Annotated in this window: 23 protein-coding genes and 1 pseudogene; 13 read left to right on the forward strand and 11 right to left on the reverse strand. The window is 30.7% G+C overall.

What is annotated here, in order from left to right; genetic code table 11:
- Nucleotides 1-131: 131 nt before the first annotated feature.
- The 7 genes and pseudogenes from kamA to ACREWB_RS11260 form a co-directional block, all read left to right on the forward strand.
- Entirely contained in the window at nt 132-1,385 is a 1,254-nt protein-coding gene (gene kamA, locus ACREWB_RS11230) for a lysine 2,3-aminomutase (RefSeq protein ID WP_431547528.1), read from the forward strand.
- Nucleotide 1,386: 1 nt separating this feature from the next.
- On the forward strand, nt 1,387-2,421 hold the full coding sequence (gene kamB, locus ACREWB_RS11235) for a lysine 5,6-aminomutase reactivase subunit KamB (RefSeq protein WP_431547529.1): 1,035 nt from the start codon (nt 1,387-1,389) through the stop codon (nt 2,419-2,421).
- 1 nt (nt 2,422) lies between these two features.
- Nucleotides 2,423-3,904, forward strand: a complete 1,482-nt coding sequence (gene kamC, locus ACREWB_RS11240; RefSeq protein ID WP_431547530.1) for a lysine 5,6-aminomutase reactivase ATPase KamC — start codon at nt 2,423-2,425, stop codon at nt 3,902-3,904.
- Nucleotides 3,894-5,450 (forward strand): lysine 5,6-aminomutase subunit alpha, encoded by a 1,557-nt coding sequence (gene kamD / locus ACREWB_RS11245; RefSeq protein ID WP_431547531.1) that lies wholly within the window; start codon nt 3,894-3,896, stop codon nt 5,448-5,450. The genes kamC and kamD overlap by 11 nt, the downstream gene beginning before the upstream one ends.
- On the forward strand, nt 5,450-6,238 hold the full coding sequence (gene kamE, locus ACREWB_RS11250) for a lysine 5,6-aminomutase subunit beta (RefSeq protein WP_431547532.1): 789 nt from the start codon (nt 5,450-5,452) through the stop codon (nt 6,236-6,238). The genes kamD and kamE overlap by 1 nt, the downstream gene beginning before the upstream one ends.
- 247 nt (nt 6,239-6,485) lie before the next feature.
- On the forward strand, nt 6,486-6,674 hold the full coding sequence (locus ACREWB_RS11255) for a GHKL domain-containing protein (protein ID WP_431547606.1): 189 nt from the start codon (nt 6,486-6,488) through the stop codon (nt 6,672-6,674).
- A pseudogene (locus ACREWB_RS11260) lies at nt 6,650-6,790 on the forward strand (GHKL domain-containing protein); the annotation flags it as partial. The gene ACREWB_RS11255 and the pseudogene ACREWB_RS11260, both read left to right, overlap by 25 nt.
- Here ACREWB_RS11260 and ACREWB_RS11265 read toward each other — a convergent pair.
- The 6 genes from ACREWB_RS11265 to ACREWB_RS11290 form a co-directional block, all read right to left on the reverse strand.
- A complete protein-coding gene (locus ACREWB_RS11265) occupies nt 6,774-7,013 on the reverse strand; it encodes a CPBP family intramembrane glutamic endopeptidase (protein WP_431547607.1) in 240 nt (79 codons plus the stop codon). The pseudogene ACREWB_RS11260 and the gene ACREWB_RS11265 sit on opposite strands and share 17 nt — an antisense overlap.
- Nucleotides 7,014-7,068: 55 nt before the next feature.
- Complete coding sequence (locus ACREWB_RS11270; protein WP_431547533.1) at nt 7,069-7,281, reverse strand: hypothetical protein; 213 nt, start codon at nt 7,279-7,281, stop codon at nt 7,069-7,071.
- Between the two features lie 87 nt (nt 7,282-7,368).
- Nucleotides 7,369-7,635 carry a hypothetical protein gene (locus ACREWB_RS11275; RefSeq protein ID WP_431547534.1) on the reverse strand — a complete coding sequence of 89 codons (267 nt, stop codon included), beginning with the start codon at nt 7,633-7,635 and terminating at the stop codon, nt 7,369-7,371.
- A gap of 14 nt (nt 7,636-7,649) precedes the next feature.
- Nucleotides 7,650-7,838 (reverse strand): hypothetical protein, encoded by a 189-nt coding sequence (locus tag ACREWB_RS11280; RefSeq protein ID WP_431547535.1) that lies wholly within the window; start codon nt 7,836-7,838, stop codon nt 7,650-7,652.
- Nucleotides 7,839-7,860: 22 nt separating this feature from the next.
- Nucleotides 7,861-9,168, reverse strand: coding sequence for a S41 family peptidase (locus ACREWB_RS11285; RefSeq protein ID WP_431547536.1), 1,308 nt, complete (start codon nt 9,166-9,168; stop codon nt 7,861-7,863).
- A complete protein-coding gene (locus tag ACREWB_RS11290; protein ID WP_431547537.1) occupies nt 9,162-9,341 on the reverse strand; it encodes a hypothetical protein in 180 nt (59 codons plus the stop codon). The genes ACREWB_RS11285 and ACREWB_RS11290 overlap by 7 nt, the downstream gene beginning before the upstream one ends.
- A 482-nt stretch (nt 9,342-9,823) precedes the next feature.
- Here ACREWB_RS11290 and ACREWB_RS11295 point away from each other — a divergent pair, with 482 nt between their 5' ends.
- Complete coding sequence (locus ACREWB_RS11295) at nt 9,824-10,108, forward strand: beta-barrel domain-containing protein (protein ID WP_431547538.1); 285 nt, start codon at nt 9,824-9,826, stop codon at nt 10,106-10,108.
- Nucleotides 10,109-10,129: 21 nt separating this feature from the next.
- Here ACREWB_RS11295 and ACREWB_RS11300 read toward each other — a convergent pair whose 3' ends face one another.
- The 4 genes from ACREWB_RS11300 to ACREWB_RS11315 all read right to left on the reverse strand — a co-directional run bounded on the left by ACREWB_RS11300 (nt 10,130) and on the right by ACREWB_RS11315 (nt 11,547).
- Entirely contained in the window at nt 10,130-10,306 is a 177-nt protein-coding gene (locus ACREWB_RS11300; RefSeq protein ID WP_431547539.1) for a polysaccharide deacetylase family protein, read from the reverse strand.
- 370 nt (nt 10,307-10,676) lie between these two features.
- Nucleotides 10,677-10,799, reverse strand: coding sequence for a hypothetical protein (locus tag ACREWB_RS11305; RefSeq protein ID WP_431547540.1), 123 nt, complete (start codon nt 10,797-10,799; stop codon nt 10,677-10,679).
- A gap of 16 nt (nt 10,800-10,815) precedes the next feature.
- Nucleotides 10,816-11,007 carry a class IIb bacteriocin, lactobin A/cerein 7B family gene (locus ACREWB_RS11310; protein WP_431547541.1) on the reverse strand — a complete coding sequence of 64 codons (192 nt, stop codon included), beginning with the start codon at nt 11,005-11,007 and terminating at the stop codon, nt 10,816-10,818.
- Nucleotides 11,008-11,079: 72 nt separating this feature from the next.
- Nucleotides 11,080-11,547: a GyrI-like domain-containing protein gene (locus ACREWB_RS11315; protein ID WP_431547542.1), complete on the reverse strand. Its 468-nt coding sequence runs from the start codon at nt 11,545-11,547 to the stop codon at nt 11,080-11,082.
- A 247-nt stretch (nt 11,548-11,794) separates the two neighbouring features.
- Here ACREWB_RS11315 and ACREWB_RS11320 point away from each other — a divergent pair, with 247 nt between their 5' ends.
- Nucleotides 11,795-14,023, forward strand: coding sequence for a peptidase domain-containing ABC transporter (locus ACREWB_RS11320; protein WP_431547543.1), 2,229 nt, complete (start codon nt 11,795-11,797; stop codon nt 14,021-14,023).
- On the forward strand, nt 14,016-16,184 hold the full coding sequence (locus ACREWB_RS11325; RefSeq protein ID WP_431547544.1) for a beta-barrel domain-containing protein: 2,169 nt from the start codon (nt 14,016-14,018) through the stop codon (nt 16,182-16,184). The genes ACREWB_RS11320 and ACREWB_RS11325 overlap by 8 nt, the downstream gene beginning before the upstream one ends.
- A gap of 255 nt (nt 16,185-16,439) precedes the next feature.
- Here the strand turns inward: ACREWB_RS11325 and ACREWB_RS11330 are convergent, their stop codons facing one another.
- Nucleotides 16,440-16,703 carry a CPBP family intramembrane glutamic endopeptidase gene (locus ACREWB_RS11330; protein ID WP_431547608.1) on the reverse strand — a complete coding sequence of 88 codons (264 nt, stop codon included), beginning with the start codon at nt 16,701-16,703 and terminating at the stop codon, nt 16,440-16,442.
- Nucleotides 16,704-17,100: 397 nt separating this feature from the next.
- Between ACREWB_RS11330 and ACREWB_RS11335 the strand changes: the two genes are divergently transcribed.
- The 3 genes from ACREWB_RS11335 (at nt 17,101) to ACREWB_RS11345 (ending at nt 18,347) form a co-directional block, all read left to right on the forward strand.
- Entirely contained in the window at nt 17,101-17,238 is a 138-nt protein-coding gene (locus ACREWB_RS11335; protein ID WP_431547545.1) for a peptidoglycan-binding domain-containing protein, read from the forward strand.
- Nucleotides 17,239-17,839: 601 nt separating this feature from the next.
- Complete coding sequence (locus ACREWB_RS11340) at nt 17,840-18,094, forward strand: type II toxin-antitoxin system Phd/YefM family antitoxin (protein WP_431547546.1); 255 nt, start codon at nt 17,840-17,842, stop codon at nt 18,092-18,094.
- Complete coding sequence (locus ACREWB_RS11345; protein WP_431547547.1) at nt 18,087-18,347, forward strand: Txe/YoeB family addiction module toxin; 261 nt, start codon at nt 18,087-18,089, stop codon at nt 18,345-18,347. Before ACREWB_RS11340 ends, ACREWB_RS11345 begins: the two co-directional genes overlap by 8 nt.
- Nucleotides 18,348-18,356: the final 9 nt, after the last annotated feature.

Here is an 18,356-nt window from a genome sequence, read left to right on the forward strand (position 1 = left end):
ATTGCTTTTAATTAATTTAAAAGCAATAAAATATTAGATTAGTAATACTGCATTTTATCTAAAGATTATGCAAATAATAATGATTCATACATATGACGATAATTCTCGAAATTAGATGGAGGCGAATATTAATGAGAGTAAATAGAAGAGTAGAACTTTTTAAAGACGTTGCTGATGAACAGTGGAATGATTGGAAATGGCAAGTTAAAAATAGAATTGAAACTGTGGATGAACTAAAAAAATATATACCGCTAACAAAAGAGGAAGAAGAAGGAGCTAGGCAATGTTTACAAACATTGAGAATGGCAATAACTCCTTATTACCTTTCTTTAATAGATATAAATGATCCATATGATCCAATAAGAAAGCAAGCTATACCAACGGGTCTTGAATTACATCAGGCTCATGCTGATTTATTGGATCCATTACATGAAGATACAGATTCTCCAGTACCAGGACTCACTCATAGATATCCAGATAGAGTATTACTATTAATAACTGATCAGTGCTCAATGTACTGCAGGCATTGTACAAGAAGAAGATTCGCAGGGCAAAGTGACAGTTCTATGCCAATGGATAGAATAGATAAAGCAATTGAATACATTAGAGCGACACCACAAATTAGAGATGTATTATTATCAGGTGGAGATGCACTATTAGTTTCAGATGATAAATTAGAAGATATAATTAAAAAATTAAGAACCATTCCACATGTTGAGATAATAAGAATAGGTTCAAGAGTACCAGTAGTTCTTCCTCAAAGAATTACTCCAAAACTCGTTGATATGTTAAAAAAATATCACCCAATTTGGGTGAACACCCATTTTAATCATTCAAATGAAATTACAGAAGAATCAAAGCTTGCATGCGAGAGGATGGCAAATGCAGGAATACCTCTAGGAAACCAATCAGTTCTCTTAAGAGGAGTTAATGATTGTACACATGTAATGATGGAGCTAATACATGGTCTTGTAAAAATTAGAGTTAGACCATATTATATTTATCAATGTGATCTTTCAATGGGACTTGAACACTTTAGAACACCAGTATCTAAAGGAATAGAAATTATGGAAGGTTTAAGAGGGCATACTTCAGGCTTCTGTATACCAACATTTGTTGTTGATGCTCCAGGTGGTGGCGGTAAAATTCCAGTAATGCCAAATTACCTTATATCTCAAAGTCCAGAAAAAATAGTACTTAGAAATTTTGAAGGTGTTATCACTACTTATGAACAGCCAACTAGTTATATTTCAGACTGTCATTGCGATGTATGCACCGGAGCTAAAAAGGTTAACAAAGTAGGAGTGGCAGGGCTATTAAATGGTCAAAAGATGGCTATGGAACCAGTTGGACTTGAGAGAAATTTAAGAGGACACCACGAGTAAGATGAAAAATGTTACCCGAATTTTTGATATGATTAAAAATTATGATAGTGTTTCGATCATAGGAATGAACAAAAATGTAGGGAAAACTACCACCTTAAATCATATATTGAGAGAAGCCAGAGGGAGAATATCCCTTGGGCTCACCTCTATAGGACGAGATGGAGAGGACACGGACCTTGTAACGGCAACGGATAAACCTAAAATTTACATAGAAAGAGGAACTATAATTGCTACTGCAAAACAATGCTTATTTAATAGTGATATAACTAGGGAAATTTTAAAAACTACTGGTTTTAATACCCCTATGGGAGAAATAATTATATGCAGGGCGTTAAGTGACGGATATGTAGAGCTGGGCGGTCCATCCGTAAATTCTTATATGAATGTAATTTGTAATGAACTTAAAGGGTTTGGAAGTGTGCTTATAATTGTAGATGGAGCTCTTAGTAGAAAAACTTTAGCTTCTCCATCAGTTACCAGTGCTACAATTTTATCAACTGGAGCAGCACTATCAAGAAGTATGGTTAAGGTTATAGAAGAAACCAGTCATACGGTTAAATTACTAACCTTGCAAAATGAAGAGGATATGGAAGTATTAAAACTGGCTGGTGAAGTTTTACGTAGAGGTGCAATAGGTATTATTTATAAAGACAATACTATAAAAATATTAGGTGTGTGTACGTCCCTTGGATCTTCTAAGGAAATTGTTGAATTTTTAGATGAGAGCACTTCTTATGTAGTTATTAAGGGCGTGGTTTCTGATAAACTTTTAGAAGAAATTATGGCATCCACAAATCAGTATAAAGGAGTGATTTTCCTAGTTCAAGATGGAACAAAGCTGTTTTTAACTAGGGATACCCTTTATAAATTTCAAAAGCAAGGTGGAATATTAAAAACAATAAATAAAATTAACATAGTATGTGTTACATCCAATCCAAAATCACCTTATGGGTATGAATTTGATAAGCATAAGTTTTTAGATGGGCTTAGAAATAATTTAAGTGTACCTGTATTTGATGTAATTGGGGGAGAATAAAATGAGGTTTTTAGATAAGCAGCAAAGAGATCAAATTGGATTTTCTTTTATTATGGATAAACTTGGGATAACTACGCCTTATGGCCTCCAGGAAAGAAAAAACATTAGGCCTTTTAAAGTTTCAGAAGCAAATAAATTAACCCATGAGTTAAATAGTATAGAGACTATAATTAAATCTATGAATTCTAATATAGACGAGTATAAGGTCATAGGAAGAATATTTTGTAAGCTCAAAGATATTAGAAATTCTATTAAAAGATGTAGTAAAGAGGAAACATTTGACGAAGTTGAATTGTATGAAATTAAATATTTTTCAATATTAGTAACAGAGCTTAAGGATATCTTGGATAAATTACAAATCCATATAGAAGAAGTTAATTTAAACTCTTTAGAAGAAATTATTTCGCTCCTAGACCCACAAGGTACAGGTATATCTACTTTTTATGTTTATGATGAGTATTCTAAAACACTGGAACACACTCGGCAAAAGAAAAGACAAGTGGAAAGTGAAATTTTTGCTGCAAAAACCGAGGAGCGTGCACGTGAATTAAAAAAGGAAAGGTTAGATATAGTTATAGAGGAAGAAGAGGAAGAGCTAAGGATTAGAAAAGAGTTAACATTACAAATTTCTAGTAAAATTAAAATTATAAACCAGAATATAAAAGCCGTAGGTTTATTAGACTTTTTGATTGCTAAAGCAAATTTAGCAATAGATTATAATGGAATAAGGCCCAAAGTTTGTAAAGGAATGAATATTCATCTTTACAATGCTGTTAATCCTGAAATCAAAGAGATATTAGAAAGTGGTAAAAAAATATTTACTCCAGTTAGTATAGAACTTAACTCTGGGACAACTATCATAACTGGTGCTAATATGGGTGGTAAAAGTGTTACCTTAAAAACTATAGTGCTTAATTTACTTCTTGGACAAATGGGCTTTTTTGTATTTGCTGAAAGCGCACAATTCCCTATTTTAGATTTTATACATTTCATTTCAGATGATATGCAGTCTATATCTAAAGGGCTCAGTACATTTGGAGCTGAAATAATAAAATTAAAAGAGGTAGTAGAGTGTACAAAACTAGGGAATGGATTTATAGCTTTAGATGAATTCGCCAGGGGTACTAATCCAAAAGAAGGATATTATTTGGTGAAGTCTCTTTGCAAGTACTTAGCTGATTTCAATTCTGTAAGCTTAATTTCAACTCATTATGATGGAGTAGTTCTTAAAAATATGGATCATTATCAAGTAATGGGACTGAAAAACGTAGATTTTGATAAGCTGAAATATAAGATAGATTTAAATAAAACTCATTCTGTGGAAATAATACAAGAACATATGCAGTATACACTAGAGAAAGTTTCAAAAGGAAATAAAGTACCAAAAGATGCACTAAATATAGCAGTATTACTAGGTCTTGAAAATGACATAGTGGATATAGCAAAAAGTTTCTATGATGAGGAGGAACAAAATGGAAAGTAAATTAAATTTAAACTGGGATTTAGTTGAAAAAGCAAGACAATCAGCTAAAAATATAGCAAGTGATACTCAAAAATTTATTGATATACATACTACGGTAACAGTAGAGCGAACTGTATGTAGACTATTAGGTATTGATGGAATAGATGAGGTGGGAGTACCTATTCCAAATGTTGTTGTGGACAACATTAAAAATGGTAATGGATTAGCACTTGGTGCTTCGATATTTATAGGAAATGCTATGCTCGAAACTAGCCTTTCGCCACAAGAAATTGCGGTAAAAGTATCAAAAGGTGAAATAGATTTAACTAAACTTCCTATGCATGATGAATTTGAAATTAAAATGGCTGTAGATAAAGTAGCTAAAGCTATGGTAGCTAAAATTAGTGAAAATAGAGGAAAGAGAGAATCTTACCTTGAAAAATTCGGTGATAAGAGTGGGCCACTGCTTTATGCAATAGTTGCTACAGGTAATATTCATGAAGATATAACTCAAGCATTAGCAGCTGCAAAGCAAGGTGCAGATGTAATAGCAGTTATAAGAAGCACTGGGCAAAGTTTACTTGACTTTGTTCCTTACGGAGCTACAACAGAAGGTACGGGGGGAACGCTTGCAACACAAGAAAACTTCAGACTTATGAGAGCAGCCCTTGATGAAGTAGGAGAGGAGCTTGGAAGATATATAAGGCTTTGTAATTATTGCTCTGGACTATGTATGCCTGAAATAGCTGCAATGGGAGCTATAGAAAGACTAGATGTAATGCTTAATGATGCATTATATGGAATCCTTTTCAGAGATATTAATATGCAAAGAACTATAGTTGATCAATACTTTTCAAGAATAATAAATGGATTTGCTGGAGTTATAATAAATACTGGTGAAGATAACTATTTAACTACATCAGATGCAGTAGAAGAAGCTCATACTGTACTTGCTTCTCAATTTATAAATGAGCAATTTGCATTAGTTGCTGGAATTCCAGAAGAACAAATGGGACTTGGACATGCATTTGAAATAAGTCCTGATGTTGAAAATGGTTTTCTACTTGAACTTGCACAAGCTCAAATGGCAAGAGAAATATTCCCAAGGGCTCCGCTTAAGTACATGCCTCCAACTAAATTTATGACTGGAGATATATTTAAAGGACAAGTACAAGATGCATTGTTCAATATGGTTAGTATCGTCACTGGGCAAAGATTACATCTGCTTGGAATGATTACAGAAGCAATACACACTCCTTTTATGTCAGATAGAGCAATAGCAATAGATAATGCTCAATATATATTTAGAACTATGAAGGATTTAGGATCAGAAATCACCTTCAAAAAAGGCGGTATAATGGAAACTAGGGTGGAAGAAGTTGTAAGTAAAGCCACAGATTTAGTCGGAGAAATTGAAAAGGATGGTTTATTTACTACACTTACACAGGGAAAATTTGCAGGAATTAAAAGACCTTTCGATGGCGGAAAAGGACTTGCAGGAGTTGTAGAAAAAGAAAAGGCTTATTTCAATCCATTTATAGACTTAATGTTAGGGAGGAATGAATAATGAGCGAAGGACAATATTCATTAGAAGTTAAAGATTATGATAAAAACTTAGATTTAACAAAGCTTAAACCCTATGGAGATACTATGAATGATGGTAAGGTTCAAGTGAGTTTCACACTTCCAGTTAACGATAATGAAAGAGGAGTGGAAGCAGCTATTCAGCTTGCAAAATCTATGGGACTTAAGGACCCAAACTGTGCTCATCATGGTGCTTTAGATACTGGATTTACTTTTTATGTGGTCTATGGCTCTTTAACCCATACAGTAAACTATGAAGAAATTCACGTTCAAACTGTAGAAGGTGAAGTAATGGATATGAGTGAGGTTGGAGAGTATATAAAAGAAAACATTAAACGAGAGGTTGTAATAATTGGAGCTAGTACGGGCACAGATGCACATACTGTTGGTATAGATGCAGTAATGAACATCAAGGGCTTTGCAGGGCACTATGGCCTTGAGAGATACCCTATGATAGAAGCTTATAATTTAGGAAGTCAAGTTGAGAATGAAGAATTTATTAAAAAAGCTATTGAGCTTAAAGCTGATGTTCTTTTAGTTTCTCAAACGGTAACTCAAAGGGATGTACACATTCAAAACCTTACTAATCTAGTGGAATTATTAGAAGCAGAAGGAATCAGAGATAAAGTTGTGCTAATTTGTGGAGGTCCAAGAATAACTCATGAACTTGCAAAAGAGCTTGGCTACGATGCAGGGTTCGGACCAGGGAAATTTGCTAACGATGTAGCAAGCTTTGCTATTACAGAAATGGTAGCAAGGGAACTTATGTAATTTTTATTTTAAAATATATACTACAATACACAAAAGAGGCCTGGAGAGAAATCTCTAGGCTTATTTAAAATGGATTTTAAGCTGAAATTGAGTTTTAAATTTAGTAATATACTAAAAAAAAAAATAAAAAGTAATGCATCTATTTTTTTTTTTTTTTTTTTTTGACCAATTTACACATATAATGTTTAAATTTAGTGGATGAAAAATATTAAAGTATTCGTATTTATGTGTATAAAGGATAATAGGAATACTATTTGATAATGCTATTGAATCAGCACTTATGTGCAAGGTTAAAAAAATAAATTTTGGTTTAGTAAAAAACGAAGGAATCACTGTGTTAAGTATAAGCAATTCTTGTATGACGGATACCCCATCTATCCATCAAATGTATGAAAAAAATTTTCTGCAAAAGGTGAGGATAGAGGTATTGGATTAAAAACTATAAGAAAAATTATTAGTGAAAGATATAAAAATATAATAATTAATACCAAAATGAAAGATTGTATATTTACGCAAGAGTTGGTGATTTATGATATTAAAAAGGATAAGTGAAGTCACTTATCCTTTTTAATATCCTTTCTGTGGATTGCCCACTAACTTGAAATCCAAATATGTTTCCTTGAAAGTAATTCCACGTAATGTGATAGCCTATAGGTAGCCAGAAATTATTTGATTTAAGGAACATATAGGCGAATAGTAAAGCAACTAAAAAAAGATTTAGATAACTAATAATACTCATACTAGGATTTAAAGAATGCATTACTGAAAATATAATTGATTAAACATTAAAAGCCATAAATCTAAGTTAAGGATTTACTACTTTTATTTAGTTATTTCATCATTTTGGAAACTGTTAACGCGCCATAAACAGCCCAACATATAGTTAATACTATGCCAATGCTGCACAAAATAATGCCAGCTTTAGCCTTACCCTTCTTTTCTGATTTAAGTCCCAATATTCCAATGACAAGGCCTACTATGTTTACTTGAAGACCGAAAAGTGGAATAAAAGATGCAAATAATCCTATAATTCCAAGAACCATACCTGCTGTGGCTTTACCATTATTGTTTTTTTAAGTTAATACTGTTGATTCCATTACATTCAATCCTTTTGATTTATAAAAATGTATCTATAATATACACGGATTTATTCCAACATATATATCAATAACAAGTTCATCTATTTTTGAAGGATCCATTATATCTTTAACAGTGACATTATAAGAAGCAGTTATTTGTTGCAATTTATTTTCTATAATATGAGAGTTAATTAGATTATATGTATTTTGTAAAAGTGCTGTATTTCCAGTATGTGTAGCTTTTAAGGCGTTAGTTAATAGAAACTGTTTTTTTAATGTATATTCACCGGTAACCTCTATTTCTTTATCTAAGGGCACAAGTATCTCCATATCTAAAACTTGTCCAAGTTGTTTTGCTCGATTGAAAAGGTAGCTGTAATAAGTGGTCCTAATTTTTGAGCACTTTTTTCATTAATGAGCTGTCCTAGTTTTTGAATTTCAACTGCCATATCTTGTTGAGTGATTTTTTTTCTTAGGCTAATTAAGTTATTGAGTTTGAGTTCTTGTTTTTCTAGTATCATAAACATATAGCCTCCTAAAAAATTATATTACTTTATGTTTCTTTTGCATAATATGAACAATGCGATACCAGAGAACATTCCCAATCCAATCCGCTACATATGAAAAATCCATATTTAATGCTAAATTACTTATAATCATTATTATTGAGGCTAAAATCGCTAAAACACCCACAAATATTCCAACCTTTTTTCCAGTTAATAAAGAATTATTGGTCGCATTTTTATTATATGAAAGACTAGGAAAATAAATATATACGAGACCGCTATTTTTTAAAGAACTGCTGTAAAATGAATTTGCTATTCCTTCTCCATTAGTGTTTGTTCCTATTATTGTACCCAATTTATTTTCCTTTATTATAGCAACAGACCCATCGGCTGCTGACCCTGTACGTGAATTGATTAAATAATATATATTTTGTTTTCTTTCTGATGATTTGCCTCTATAATTATATTCACGTGTATAATAAAAGCCTTTATCATCTTTGGAACTTTGATAAAATAACCTGTTTAATAATTTGTTATTGATAATTTTATTAGAATTTGAAATAGGAACAAACCAGTTAAGTTTAGTTGTTATATTATCGCTATAAAGTGAAGAATACAAGTAATTCATTGAATAGCTTCTGCTTCCTCCATAATTGTCTCTTAGATCAATAATAATATTATCGAATTCTTTCATACTTTCTATAGTTGTCGCTAAGTCTTTACCTTGAGAATTCATAAAATCTTTTACTTCAATATATCCTATATTATTTTCATTATCAGAATAACTATAAATGATTTTTTTATTACTACTCACCTCTGTATTTTGATCACTTTCTTTAAATAAGTAACTACCTGAATTAACAATTTCTATTTGAAGATCAATGTATAATTCTTTATTTATTGTACTACCATTATCAGTATTGATCAAAGTTACATTAACCTTTTCACCAACACTATCATTCAATGTAAAATAATGATAAGGAACTTTTCTTTTATAATCATACTTAAGGCTATAAGTGGAAATATTATTAACTATATACTTGTTCATTGGCTCATTATTAATAGAGACCAACTCAAACCCTTGTAAGCTTTGATAATCATAACCGGAGTCCATTGGATCAAATAAATATTGACCATTAATATATTCGAAATTCACACATTGTACCTTTGAAAATTGTTCATATGAATTTCTCATGGTTTTATACCAATACTCTATCAAAGGTTTAGTATTATATTTAGAAAGGGTCTTGCCTAAATTATAACAATGTAGATTCGAAATATATGAATACACTGGAAAACAAATGTCTGTATGTATACTTGGTACATCCTGTACTATAGCTAACATGGTACAAAAAACTCAAAATCAGTTTTAGTTCCCATTATTAAGTTCAAGTAATAATCTTTTCTATCTTTAAAACTAATATCATAAAGAGCCTCCTGGTCACTCAATAGAGGAACACTCTCAATAATAGTATTATAAAACTCTTCACAGTCTGATATTTTTTCATCATTAGTCAAATTAAGTATAGAGACCTCCTTATTAAAGAAGGTATTATTAGCATATGTTATTATTTTATATCTTGATATGAAAATACACAATACTATAATGAATATACATACAATATTAAAAATTAAATTCATTTTTTTTCTTCTCCATTTTAAATACCTCTCTATTTTTATTTCTTGCAATCAATAGATACTGTACACATTTGTGGGAACAATATGAATCTCGCTATAGATATTATCACTTTTATTATTAGTGATATCATTTATGCAAAATGTAATGAAATACAATATTTATTGCTAAAGCACATCCTTAATATTAATAGCATAAGTAATTTTACCGAATGCTAGTCCCATTAATAATACAAAAGCTATGGAATATATGTTTTGGATTGAGTTACTGGTATGTCCTTATTTAATTATACAGAATATTAATTTGAGTTGCAAATATTTAACAAAATCATATATAAATTTAATAATTTTAAAATATAATAGGCATGAAAATTGGCGGAAAAATTAAATACCACTTTCAGGCTCTACCTTATAGGGAATATGGAGAGTTTACTGGAACTGTTACTGATATTGCAGTAGATTCAACTATTGACCAGCAGTCAGGTACAAGCTACTATTTGGTTGAATCTGAAATTCAAAATAAACCTTTGTTTAGTTATAAGGGCAAGAAAGGTGAACTTAAAATAGGAATGACTTGTGAAGCGCAGGTTATTACTAAACGTAAAAAGATATTACATTATTTATTGGAAAAAATAAATTTGAAAAACTAGAAGAAGTATATCTGTAATTCCTTAAAAACTCTGATTTTTAAAAAAATCAGAGTTTTTAAGAGAAAATCCAATCACCTCTTCAATTTTATTAGAGGTTTTTTTCATTTCATTAATAAAATCTTCACTACTCCTATATATATATTTGAAATTATGACTATAGGTGTGAAGACCTATACTATGACCTTTATGGTAAATCATGGTAAGGGCTTTTCTTTACCTTCAATTCTCCATGAAGATAGGTAAGTCTCTGATATTTATACAAGAGAGAGTTTAGGGGCACTGACGTATCTGATTTTAAGTTTGATGTAAGCTGACGCCTAAAAAGATTTAAAAGCTACTGTTTTTATTTAAAATAAAAGTGAAAAAACCCCTAAAATAAATATAGGAAATTTTTTCACTTCTATTGTGCGGATTATAAGTTAAATGATATGCAAGCTACTATTTAATAACCTTATATGCAACTATTCCGCCAACTATCAAACCAAGGATGAAGCCGACTTTAATTAAAGTCGGCAGTATCTGTTTAATATTTATGTCTGGCACATGCAAACCTCCTTTGTCAAAACAGTTAGAAAATCTTATTATAAATATATTGAGTTGCGTGTGCAACTCCTACAACTGTGGCTGCTACAACTATAGCAACTCCTACAACTATGACTCCTGCTAAGATCACACCAACAATAAAGGGCATACCTCCAATTAATTTTTTAATTCTTTATTGCTACTACACTGCCTGCAACTAATCCAAGGGTAGCACCGGCTGCTAAACAGTGGCCAACTGTTACGCTTATTCCCCAGATTACAAATAAAACAGGGAATACACCACCATTCGTTTCCAACATTTCATCTTTTGATAGGGTATCAAAACCAATAGAATTTAAATCATATACATTTGTCATTTTTTTCACCCCCAATAATGTTTATAATAATTATTTATAATAAACTTCTTTGTACATAAAAGAAATTATTATCTAAAGTTTGTTGGGATTTATTCCTACATAAATGTGGATTTCAACATTATCAATATCACTCAAATCTTTTGCATCCTGTATTGCTACATTATAAGCAGAAGTTATAGGTTGAAGATTATTTAGCTGCATATATGCATTAATCTCATTGATTGTATTTTGAAGCATCATAGGATTCCCTTTATGAATTATTTTTATTGCATTGGTTATTAGAAATTCTTTCTTTACTTTATATTCGGGAGTTCCACCTATTTCTTTATCAATCGGAATCAAAATTTCCATATCCATAATTGGAATTACGGCTTGTACAACATTAAAAGTAGTTGAAATAGAAGGGCCAACCTTATTTGCACCAACGCTTTTTAAATATAATTGAAGCTTTGTCATTTCAGAAGGTATTTCTTGTTGAGTCATGTTTTTTCTTAATGAAATTAAACTGTTTAATTTTAACTCCTGTTTTTCTACTATCATTTTCAGACCATCCTTTATGAATATATTTAGGTTCTAACTGCTTGTAAATCCAATATATAACATACAATAAATTTTTACAATACTAATATCGTGAAACACCCCTTTCTAGAACGTGAACTCAATTTCAACAATAAAATACATTTCACGTTCAAAAACATACCATTTCACGATATTTTACTTAAAAAACAAATGATAAATGCTATAATTTGTAATGATTTAATATATTACACTTAGAACGGAGGATAAAATGAGAAATCCATTTAAAAGATACATATGTATAAAGCAGCATGATATTAAAGACTGTGGAGCAGCCTGCCTTGCAACAATATCAAAACAATATGGGCTTAAAATTCCAATATCAAAGATACGTGAAGTAGCAGGTACAGATAAACAAGGAACTAGTGCTTTTGGCATTATTAAAGCAGCTGAACAACTTGGGTTTACAGCAAAGGGAGTTAAAGTAAGTAAGCCAGAAGATATATTTACTGAGTTTCCCCTTCCGGCTATAGCTCATGTAGTTATAGATGGTTCTCTTTTACATTATGTAGTTATACATAAAATAACTGCAAAAGAGATCTTAGTTGCAGATCCTGCCAAAGGAATTGTTAAGTACACACCAGAAGATTTCTTTAAAATATGGACAGGTGTCTTAATCCTTATGGTAAAATCAGCAGAGTTTAAAAAAGGCAATGAAACTAAGGGTTTGTTTTCAAGATTCTTCGGACTTATAACACCTCAAAAGGGTTTGGTTCTAAATATATTTTTCGCTTCTTTAATATTTACTATATTAGGGATACTGGGTGCTTTTTATTTTCAAGTATTAGTGGATGATGTGCTTCAATATAATCTATTAACCACACTACATGTACTTTCAATTGGATTTATTGTGTTAAGCATTTTAAAAATTTTATTAAATGCTTTTAGGTCTCAATTACTTATGTATTTGGCTCAACGGATAGATATACCTCTAATGCTTGGATATTATGAGCATGTAATTAATTTACCTATGAATTTTTTTGGGACACGTAAAGTAGGCGAAATAGTATCAAGATTTAATGATGCAACTAGTATAAGAGAAGCAATTTCAGGTGCAACTTTAACCATAATGATTGACACCCTAATGGCTTTTGCTGGTGCAGTAATTTTATTTACACAAAATCGTCTTCTATTTGGAATAACTTTAATTCCAGTTGTTTTATACGCTATTATTGTATTCGTTTTTAACAAACCAATTAGGGATGTTAATAGAAAAAACATGGAAAATAATTCAATGATAACTTCTTATCTGGTGGAATCCCTTACTGGCATTGAAACTATAAAAGCTTTCAATGCAGAAAGAGAAGTAAATGGCGAAACAGAGAAAAGATTTATTAAGTTAATGAAAAGTGCCTTCAAAACAGGGTGGATTAGTAATATACAGGGTTCTATAAAAGGCGCTGTCAAGGCGGTTTTTGGCGTAGTTATTCTATGGGTAGGAGCTTATGAGTGTATTAAAGGTAGGTTATCTGTGGGACAACTATTAGCATATAACTCCTTACTTGCATATTTTCTTGATCCAATAGAGAATTTAATAAACCTTCAAAGTCAACTTCAGACAGCAATTGTTGCAGCAGATAGGTTAGGAGAAATACTGGATCTTGAACTGGAGAAAAGTGTTGATGAAAATAAGAAAATCAATCCTTCTACTTTAAAGGGTGGTATAGAGTTTAAAAATGTTGATTTCAGGTATGGTACAAGGAAAATGATATTGGAAGGGTTAAATCTTAGCATAGCTCCTGGAGAAAAAATAGCCTTAGTAGGTGAAAGTGGTTCAGGAAAAACTACCTTAGTAAAGATACTTATGAATTTTTACCAATGTGAAAAAGGAGAAGTATTAATAAATGGGTACAATATTAGAGATATAAATATTGAAGCTTTAAGGGATAAGATAGCATATATCTCTCAGGATATATTTTTATTTAGTGGAACTATAAAAGAGAATCTTTTCTTTGGGAAAAAAGAAATGGATTTTGAAAAAGTAGTAGATGCCTGTAAAAGGGCTAAGATTCACGATTTTATAAATGAACAACCCATGAGATATGAGACCATGGTAGAAGAAAATGGTTCTAATCTTTCAGGAGGTCAAAAGCAAAGAATTGCTATTGCTAGAGCAATACTTAGAAATCTAGAGATATTGATAATGGATGAAGCTACTAGTAGCCTTGATTCCATCACTGAAAAGGCTATAGAAAAAACTATGTATGAGTTTAGTAAAGATATAACTACAGTAATAATAGCCCATAGGTTAAGTACTATTATGAGGTGCGACAAAATCTATGTTATGGATAAAGGTAAGCTTATAGAAGGTGGCTCACATAGTGAGCTTATAAGCAAAAAAGGACGGTACTTTGATTTATGGAAGGATCAGCTGCCAGAATTCTTTAATGAAGAAGTTGCAGCAACTAAAGTAACAGAGGTGAATATAGATAATGAATAATATTATACAAAACTTAAGTGAAATAACAGATAGTAGAGAATTGTTAGAAGCAAAACCACATAAATTTACCAGTATCTTTGCATATGGTTTAATAGTAATATTAATTATTGCTTTAATTTGGACCTACTTTGGTGAAATAGACATAGTTGTGAAAACGAATGGAATTGTAAAATCAAATGATAAAACTATTTCAGTTTTAAATGAAGTAGATGGTAAGGTTAGTGCTGTGAGTTTTAAAGAGGGGCAGAAAGTTAAAAAAGGCGATATACTCTATAGCCTTGAGTGTAAGGATGCTATGTTAAGTAAAAAAAACTATGATAAACAATTAATAACGCTACAGGCTACCACAAATAATATGGATAAGCTTAGAAATTCTATATTGGATAATAAAAATAATTTTGATGTTAACAAAGCTGATGAAAAAGATTATTATAATAAATATTTACTATATAGTACAACTAATGAAAAACTATTATTAACTCAAAAGCAAACTGGGTTGCAATCAAGTATAACAAATGATAATAAATTGATTTCATCTAAAAGCATTGGGTCGCAAATTAGTGAGAGTAGTAATGTAATAAACAGTTTGAATGTACTACTTCAATCAATAAATGATAATAAGAGTAAGTTTTCTGATGGTAATAGTGTGTATTCTGCTAAGTATTCAGACTATGAATTTAATATACAAAGTCTTCAGAATTCTATTCAGCAAAAGAAATTAGCATTACAAAATGCCAGTGCTAAATACACACAAGCTACTACTGATTACCAAAGTCAGATAGATAGTACTCAGGCAGCATATAACAATGCAATTTTAAAGCTTGCGCAATATAAAAGTCAATATATTGGACAAATTGCAAGTAACATTACGCAAACAACTGCTTCACTAAATGACATGCAGTCCACAATACCTATAACACAAATTACTCAAATTCAAACTTCAATAAATAATTTGCAACTATTGGTTCAGAGCATTAACTCAGCACATAATTTATTTACAGATTCTAATAGCACATATTACAGACAATATGTTGATTACACTAATAACTTTGATAAATATAAGACATCAATAACTGATCAAGAGGCCTATAAAAACTCATATTTAATCACTATTAATCAAAGTATAGATACAGCACAAAATGATTTAACTCAACTACAAGCTAATTCTTCTACGATTTCAGTAAAGGCAGGTACGTTAAGCCAAACTATTTATAATCATCAATTGTTACAGTCTAGTATAAGTAAAAATCAAAACGAGTTTCAAAAATCAAATATTGAATATTATAATAAATTTATTGATTACCAAAATGCCGTGGAAGAATTACAAAACAATATTACTATTCAGGCAAAGTTAATTTCTAGTCTTGCTTCAAAAAAAGATGCTATTATTGATGATTATAGCAATCAGTTAACTGCAGCGCAAAAGGTTTTAGATGGGGGTGCAATTGATTTATCAAAGTACGAAAATCAAGGAGTATTGGATGTAAAATCTAAATTAGATGAGGCTGGTAATGCTACGAAAAATTTGCAATTTCAATTAGATCAATCTAAACTTACCCCTGGACTTGATATGGTAAATGGTAAGTTAGCTGCAAATGACATTACAAAATATAAAATGGATACATTAGTTCAATTAGATGATGGTATAAAACAAAACGAACAAAAACTAAATGAATTGAAAACTAATATAGGTAGTTTACAGTTAAGTATTGATAAAAGCACTGTGAAATCTCCAATAGACGGTGTAGTTAATGTTAAAAGTGATATTTCTAAATCTCAGATTGTAAAAAGTGGTCAAGAAGTTTTATCGGTTATACCACAGAATAGTTCTCAGTATAGGGTTCAATTATATGTTTCAAATAAAGATATAATAGGCATGAAGATTGGAGAAAAGATTAAATACCATTTCCAGGCGTTACCTTATAGAGAATATGGAGAGTTTACTGGAACTGTTACTGATATTGCAGTAGATTCAACTGTTGATCAACAGTCAGGTACAAGTTACTATTTGGTTGAATCTGAGATTCTAAATAAACCTTTATATAGTTATAAGGGGCAGAAAGGTGAACTTAGAATAGGAATGACTTGTGAAGCACAGGTTATTACTAAACGTAAAAAGATATTATATTATCTATTGGAGAAAATAAATTTGAAAAACTAGAAAAAAGTATACTTACTTTCCCGTAGATATTTAATAAGATAGGTTGCTCATAATTTAGGGGTTATCATATATACTACAATACACAAAAAAGCCTGGAGAGAAATCTCTAGGCTTTTTTAAAATGACATTATTCCTTAATATTGTAGTCAATTTACATATTTTGCGAATACGCATGAAAAAGAATATATAAATTAAAATTGGAAGGTTAATAAGTTTAAATTAAAGAAAGCCGTTCCAGCCACCTTCCGGACCGAATCACCCACCAGTTATAATATTATTTGCAGGAGTACTTAATTTATATAAGCTTTCCGTGGATTGTCCACTAACTTGAAAGCCAAATATATTTCCTTGAAAGTAGTTCCACGTAATGTGATAGCCTATAGGTAGCCAGAGATTATTTGATTTAAGGTACATATAGGCAAATAGTAGAGCAACTAAAAAAAGATTTAGATAACTAATAATACTCATACTAGGATTTAAAGAATGCATTACTGGAAATATAATTGATGAAACAATAATAGAAGTCTACTTATTACCTGTTTGCTTAAGTACGGTCATGCAGTAACCCCTTGCAAACATCCCTTCATTTATTCCTACAAATATAAATAATCCTAATGCAGATAACGGAGATAGACTTCCAGTTTATGTTAGGACCTCTGAGGCCGTAGTAAAAACTGGAGGTTTTTACTTTATTCTATACTTATTATTATGAAATGACAATAACCAGCACCACCTATACTAATATTGAAAATGATATGCGAAATCGCATTTTATTTATATTGTTTATTTGTACTGTTTACCATAATGAAATTATATCATAGTTTTCTTTAAGGATATAATACAATAAAATATAATATGTAACATTTCTACGTTAATTTCATATAATAGTACTATAAGAAATTTTAGGAGGGGGAATTTGCAAATCCTAAAGATAGGTTCAAGAGGAACAGTTGTGATGGAAATACAATCGCTACTAAATAAGTTATGGTATGATATAGGAAAACTCGATGGAATCTATGGGCCTAAAACTGCAGCAGGGGTGCAGAAATTCTAAAGATATTTCGGATTATCACCTACGGGACTGGTAAATGAGGTTACTTATAAGCTTATGAATATATTTCTAATAGGTTATGATTTTTATAGGATTAGACCGGGAGACACTCTATATAAAGGTTCGCAATGTTTGATGTTCTGATAGTCCTACATTTCGAACCTTTAGATGTTATTAAAATGATAATTTAACTTCATGGCTTTGTTTAAGAATAATGAAATTCTTCCATAATTAGAAGAACAATAAGACTTATTACCACAAATAATATTTGCATATTTTTATCATTAATAGCCATTGGTTGGATAATTGACCAAAGCCCAAAATACCATTAATAACTCCACCTATTATCATACGTACATATTACCTATAATTGGTGTGTATGACTTTCAACACAGCTCTTTAACATAGCCATTCCCAAACTAATTGCCTAAATGTATATTTCAAAACATGTACTGTACACTTGACAGATGTCAGAATTAAATTTAGGAGTGATCAGTTAGTAATATTATTTAGTACTATATTTTTATAATAAATACATTCCCAATTATTATTCTTTGCATATATTGTACAAAGTAGTGTACAATATATATATGGAGGTGATTTTATGATTGCTATAGGTTATTCAAATTTAAGACAGAATTTTAAAAATTATTGCGACAAAACTACAAAAGATTTTGAGACTATTATTATTACTCGTGAGCGTGGTGATAATGTGGTTATGTTATCGGAATCAGCATATAATAACCTTTTGGAAAATTTATACGTTAGAAGTGATCCTGCCTATTATAATGAATTGTTGAAATCTATCGACCAATTAAAAATGCGAAAGGGACTTAAAAAGGATCTGCTTGATGAATAAGGTGTTTTCAGAGGTATCTTGGGAGCATTATTTATATTGGCAGTTAGAGGATAAAAAAATACTAAGAAAAATTAATGAACTTATAAAAGACATTGAAAGAAATGGGAATGAGGGTCTAGGAAAGCCAGAGTCATTAAAACATGAGTTGTTTGGTTATTGGAGCCGTAGGATAACAGAGGTCCATAGACTTATATATAGTATTGATGATGAAAATGTCTATATTGCAAGTTGTAAAGGACATTATCATAATTAACTTTTTAAA

It is taken from the genome of Clostridium sp. (assembly GCF_050717635.1).
Lineage (GTDB): Bacteria > Bacillota > Clostridia > Clostridiales > Clostridiaceae > Clostridium_AD.

What these genes read in the sequence shown, in the direction of transcription:
- ACREWB_RS11325 (WP_431547544.1), top strand. Translation starts at nt 14,016, where the DNA reads ATGAATAATATTATACAAAACTTAAGTGAAATAACAGATAGTAGAGAA.
- ACREWB_RS11280 (WP_431547535.1), bottom strand. Translation starts at nt 7,838, where the DNA reads ATGATACTAGAAAAACAAGAACTCAAACTCAATAACTTAATTAGCCTA.
- ACREWB_RS11315 (WP_431547542.1), bottom strand. Translation starts at nt 11,547, where the DNA reads ATGATAGTAGAAAAACAGGAGTTAAAATTAAACAGTTTAATTTCATTA.
- kamA (WP_431547528.1), top strand. Translation starts at nt 132, where the DNA reads ATGAGAGTAAATAGAAGAGTAGAACTTTTTAAAGACGTTGCTGATGAA.
- kamD (WP_431547531.1), top strand. Translation starts at nt 3,894, where the DNA reads ATGGAAAGTAAATTAAATTTAAACTGGGATTTAGTTGAAAAAGCAAGA.
- ACREWB_RS11320 (WP_431547543.1), top strand. Translation starts at nt 11,795, where the DNA reads ATGAGAAATCCATTTAAAAGATACATATGTATAAAGCAGCATGATATT.
- kamB (WP_431547529.1), top strand. Translation starts at nt 1,387, where the DNA reads ATGAAAAATGTTACCCGAATTTTTGATATGATTAAAAATTATGATAGT.
- ACREWB_RS11340 (WP_431547546.1), top strand. Translation starts at nt 17,840, where the DNA reads ATGATTGCTATAGGTTATTCAAATTTAAGACAGAATTTTAAAAATTAT.
- kamC (WP_431547530.1), top strand. Translation starts at nt 2,423, where the DNA reads ATGAGGTTTTTAGATAAGCAGCAAAGAGATCAAATTGGATTTTCTTTT.
- ACREWB_RS11270 (WP_431547533.1), bottom strand. Translation starts at nt 7,281, where the DNA reads ATGGTTCTTGGAATTATAGGATTATTTGCATCTTTTATTCCACTTTTC.
- ACREWB_RS11295 (WP_431547538.1), top strand. Translation starts at nt 9,824, where the DNA reads ATGAAAATTGGCGGAAAAATTAAATACCACTTTCAGGCTCTACCTTAT.
- ACREWB_RS11285 (WP_431547536.1), bottom strand. Translation starts at nt 9,168, where the DNA reads ATGTTAGCTATAGTACAGGATGTACCAAGTATACATACAGACATTTGT.
- ACREWB_RS11305 (WP_431547540.1), bottom strand. Translation starts at nt 10,799, where the DNA reads ATGCCCTTTATTGTTGGTGTGATCTTAGCAGGAGTCATAGTTGTAGGA.
- ACREWB_RS11300 (WP_431547539.1), bottom strand. Translation starts at nt 10,306, where the DNA reads ATGATTTACCATAAAGGTCATAGTATAGGTCTTCACACCTATAGTCAT.
- ACREWB_RS11310 (WP_431547541.1), bottom strand. Translation starts at nt 11,007, where the DNA reads ATGACAAATGTATATGATTTAAATTCTATTGGTTTTGATACCCTATCA.
- ACREWB_RS11345 (WP_431547547.1), top strand. Translation starts at nt 18,087, where the DNA reads ATGAATAAGGTGTTTTCAGAGGTATCTTGGGAGCATTATTTATATTGG.
- kamE (WP_431547532.1), top strand. Translation starts at nt 5,450, where the DNA reads ATGAGCGAAGGACAATATTCATTAGAAGTTAAAGATTATGATAAAAAC.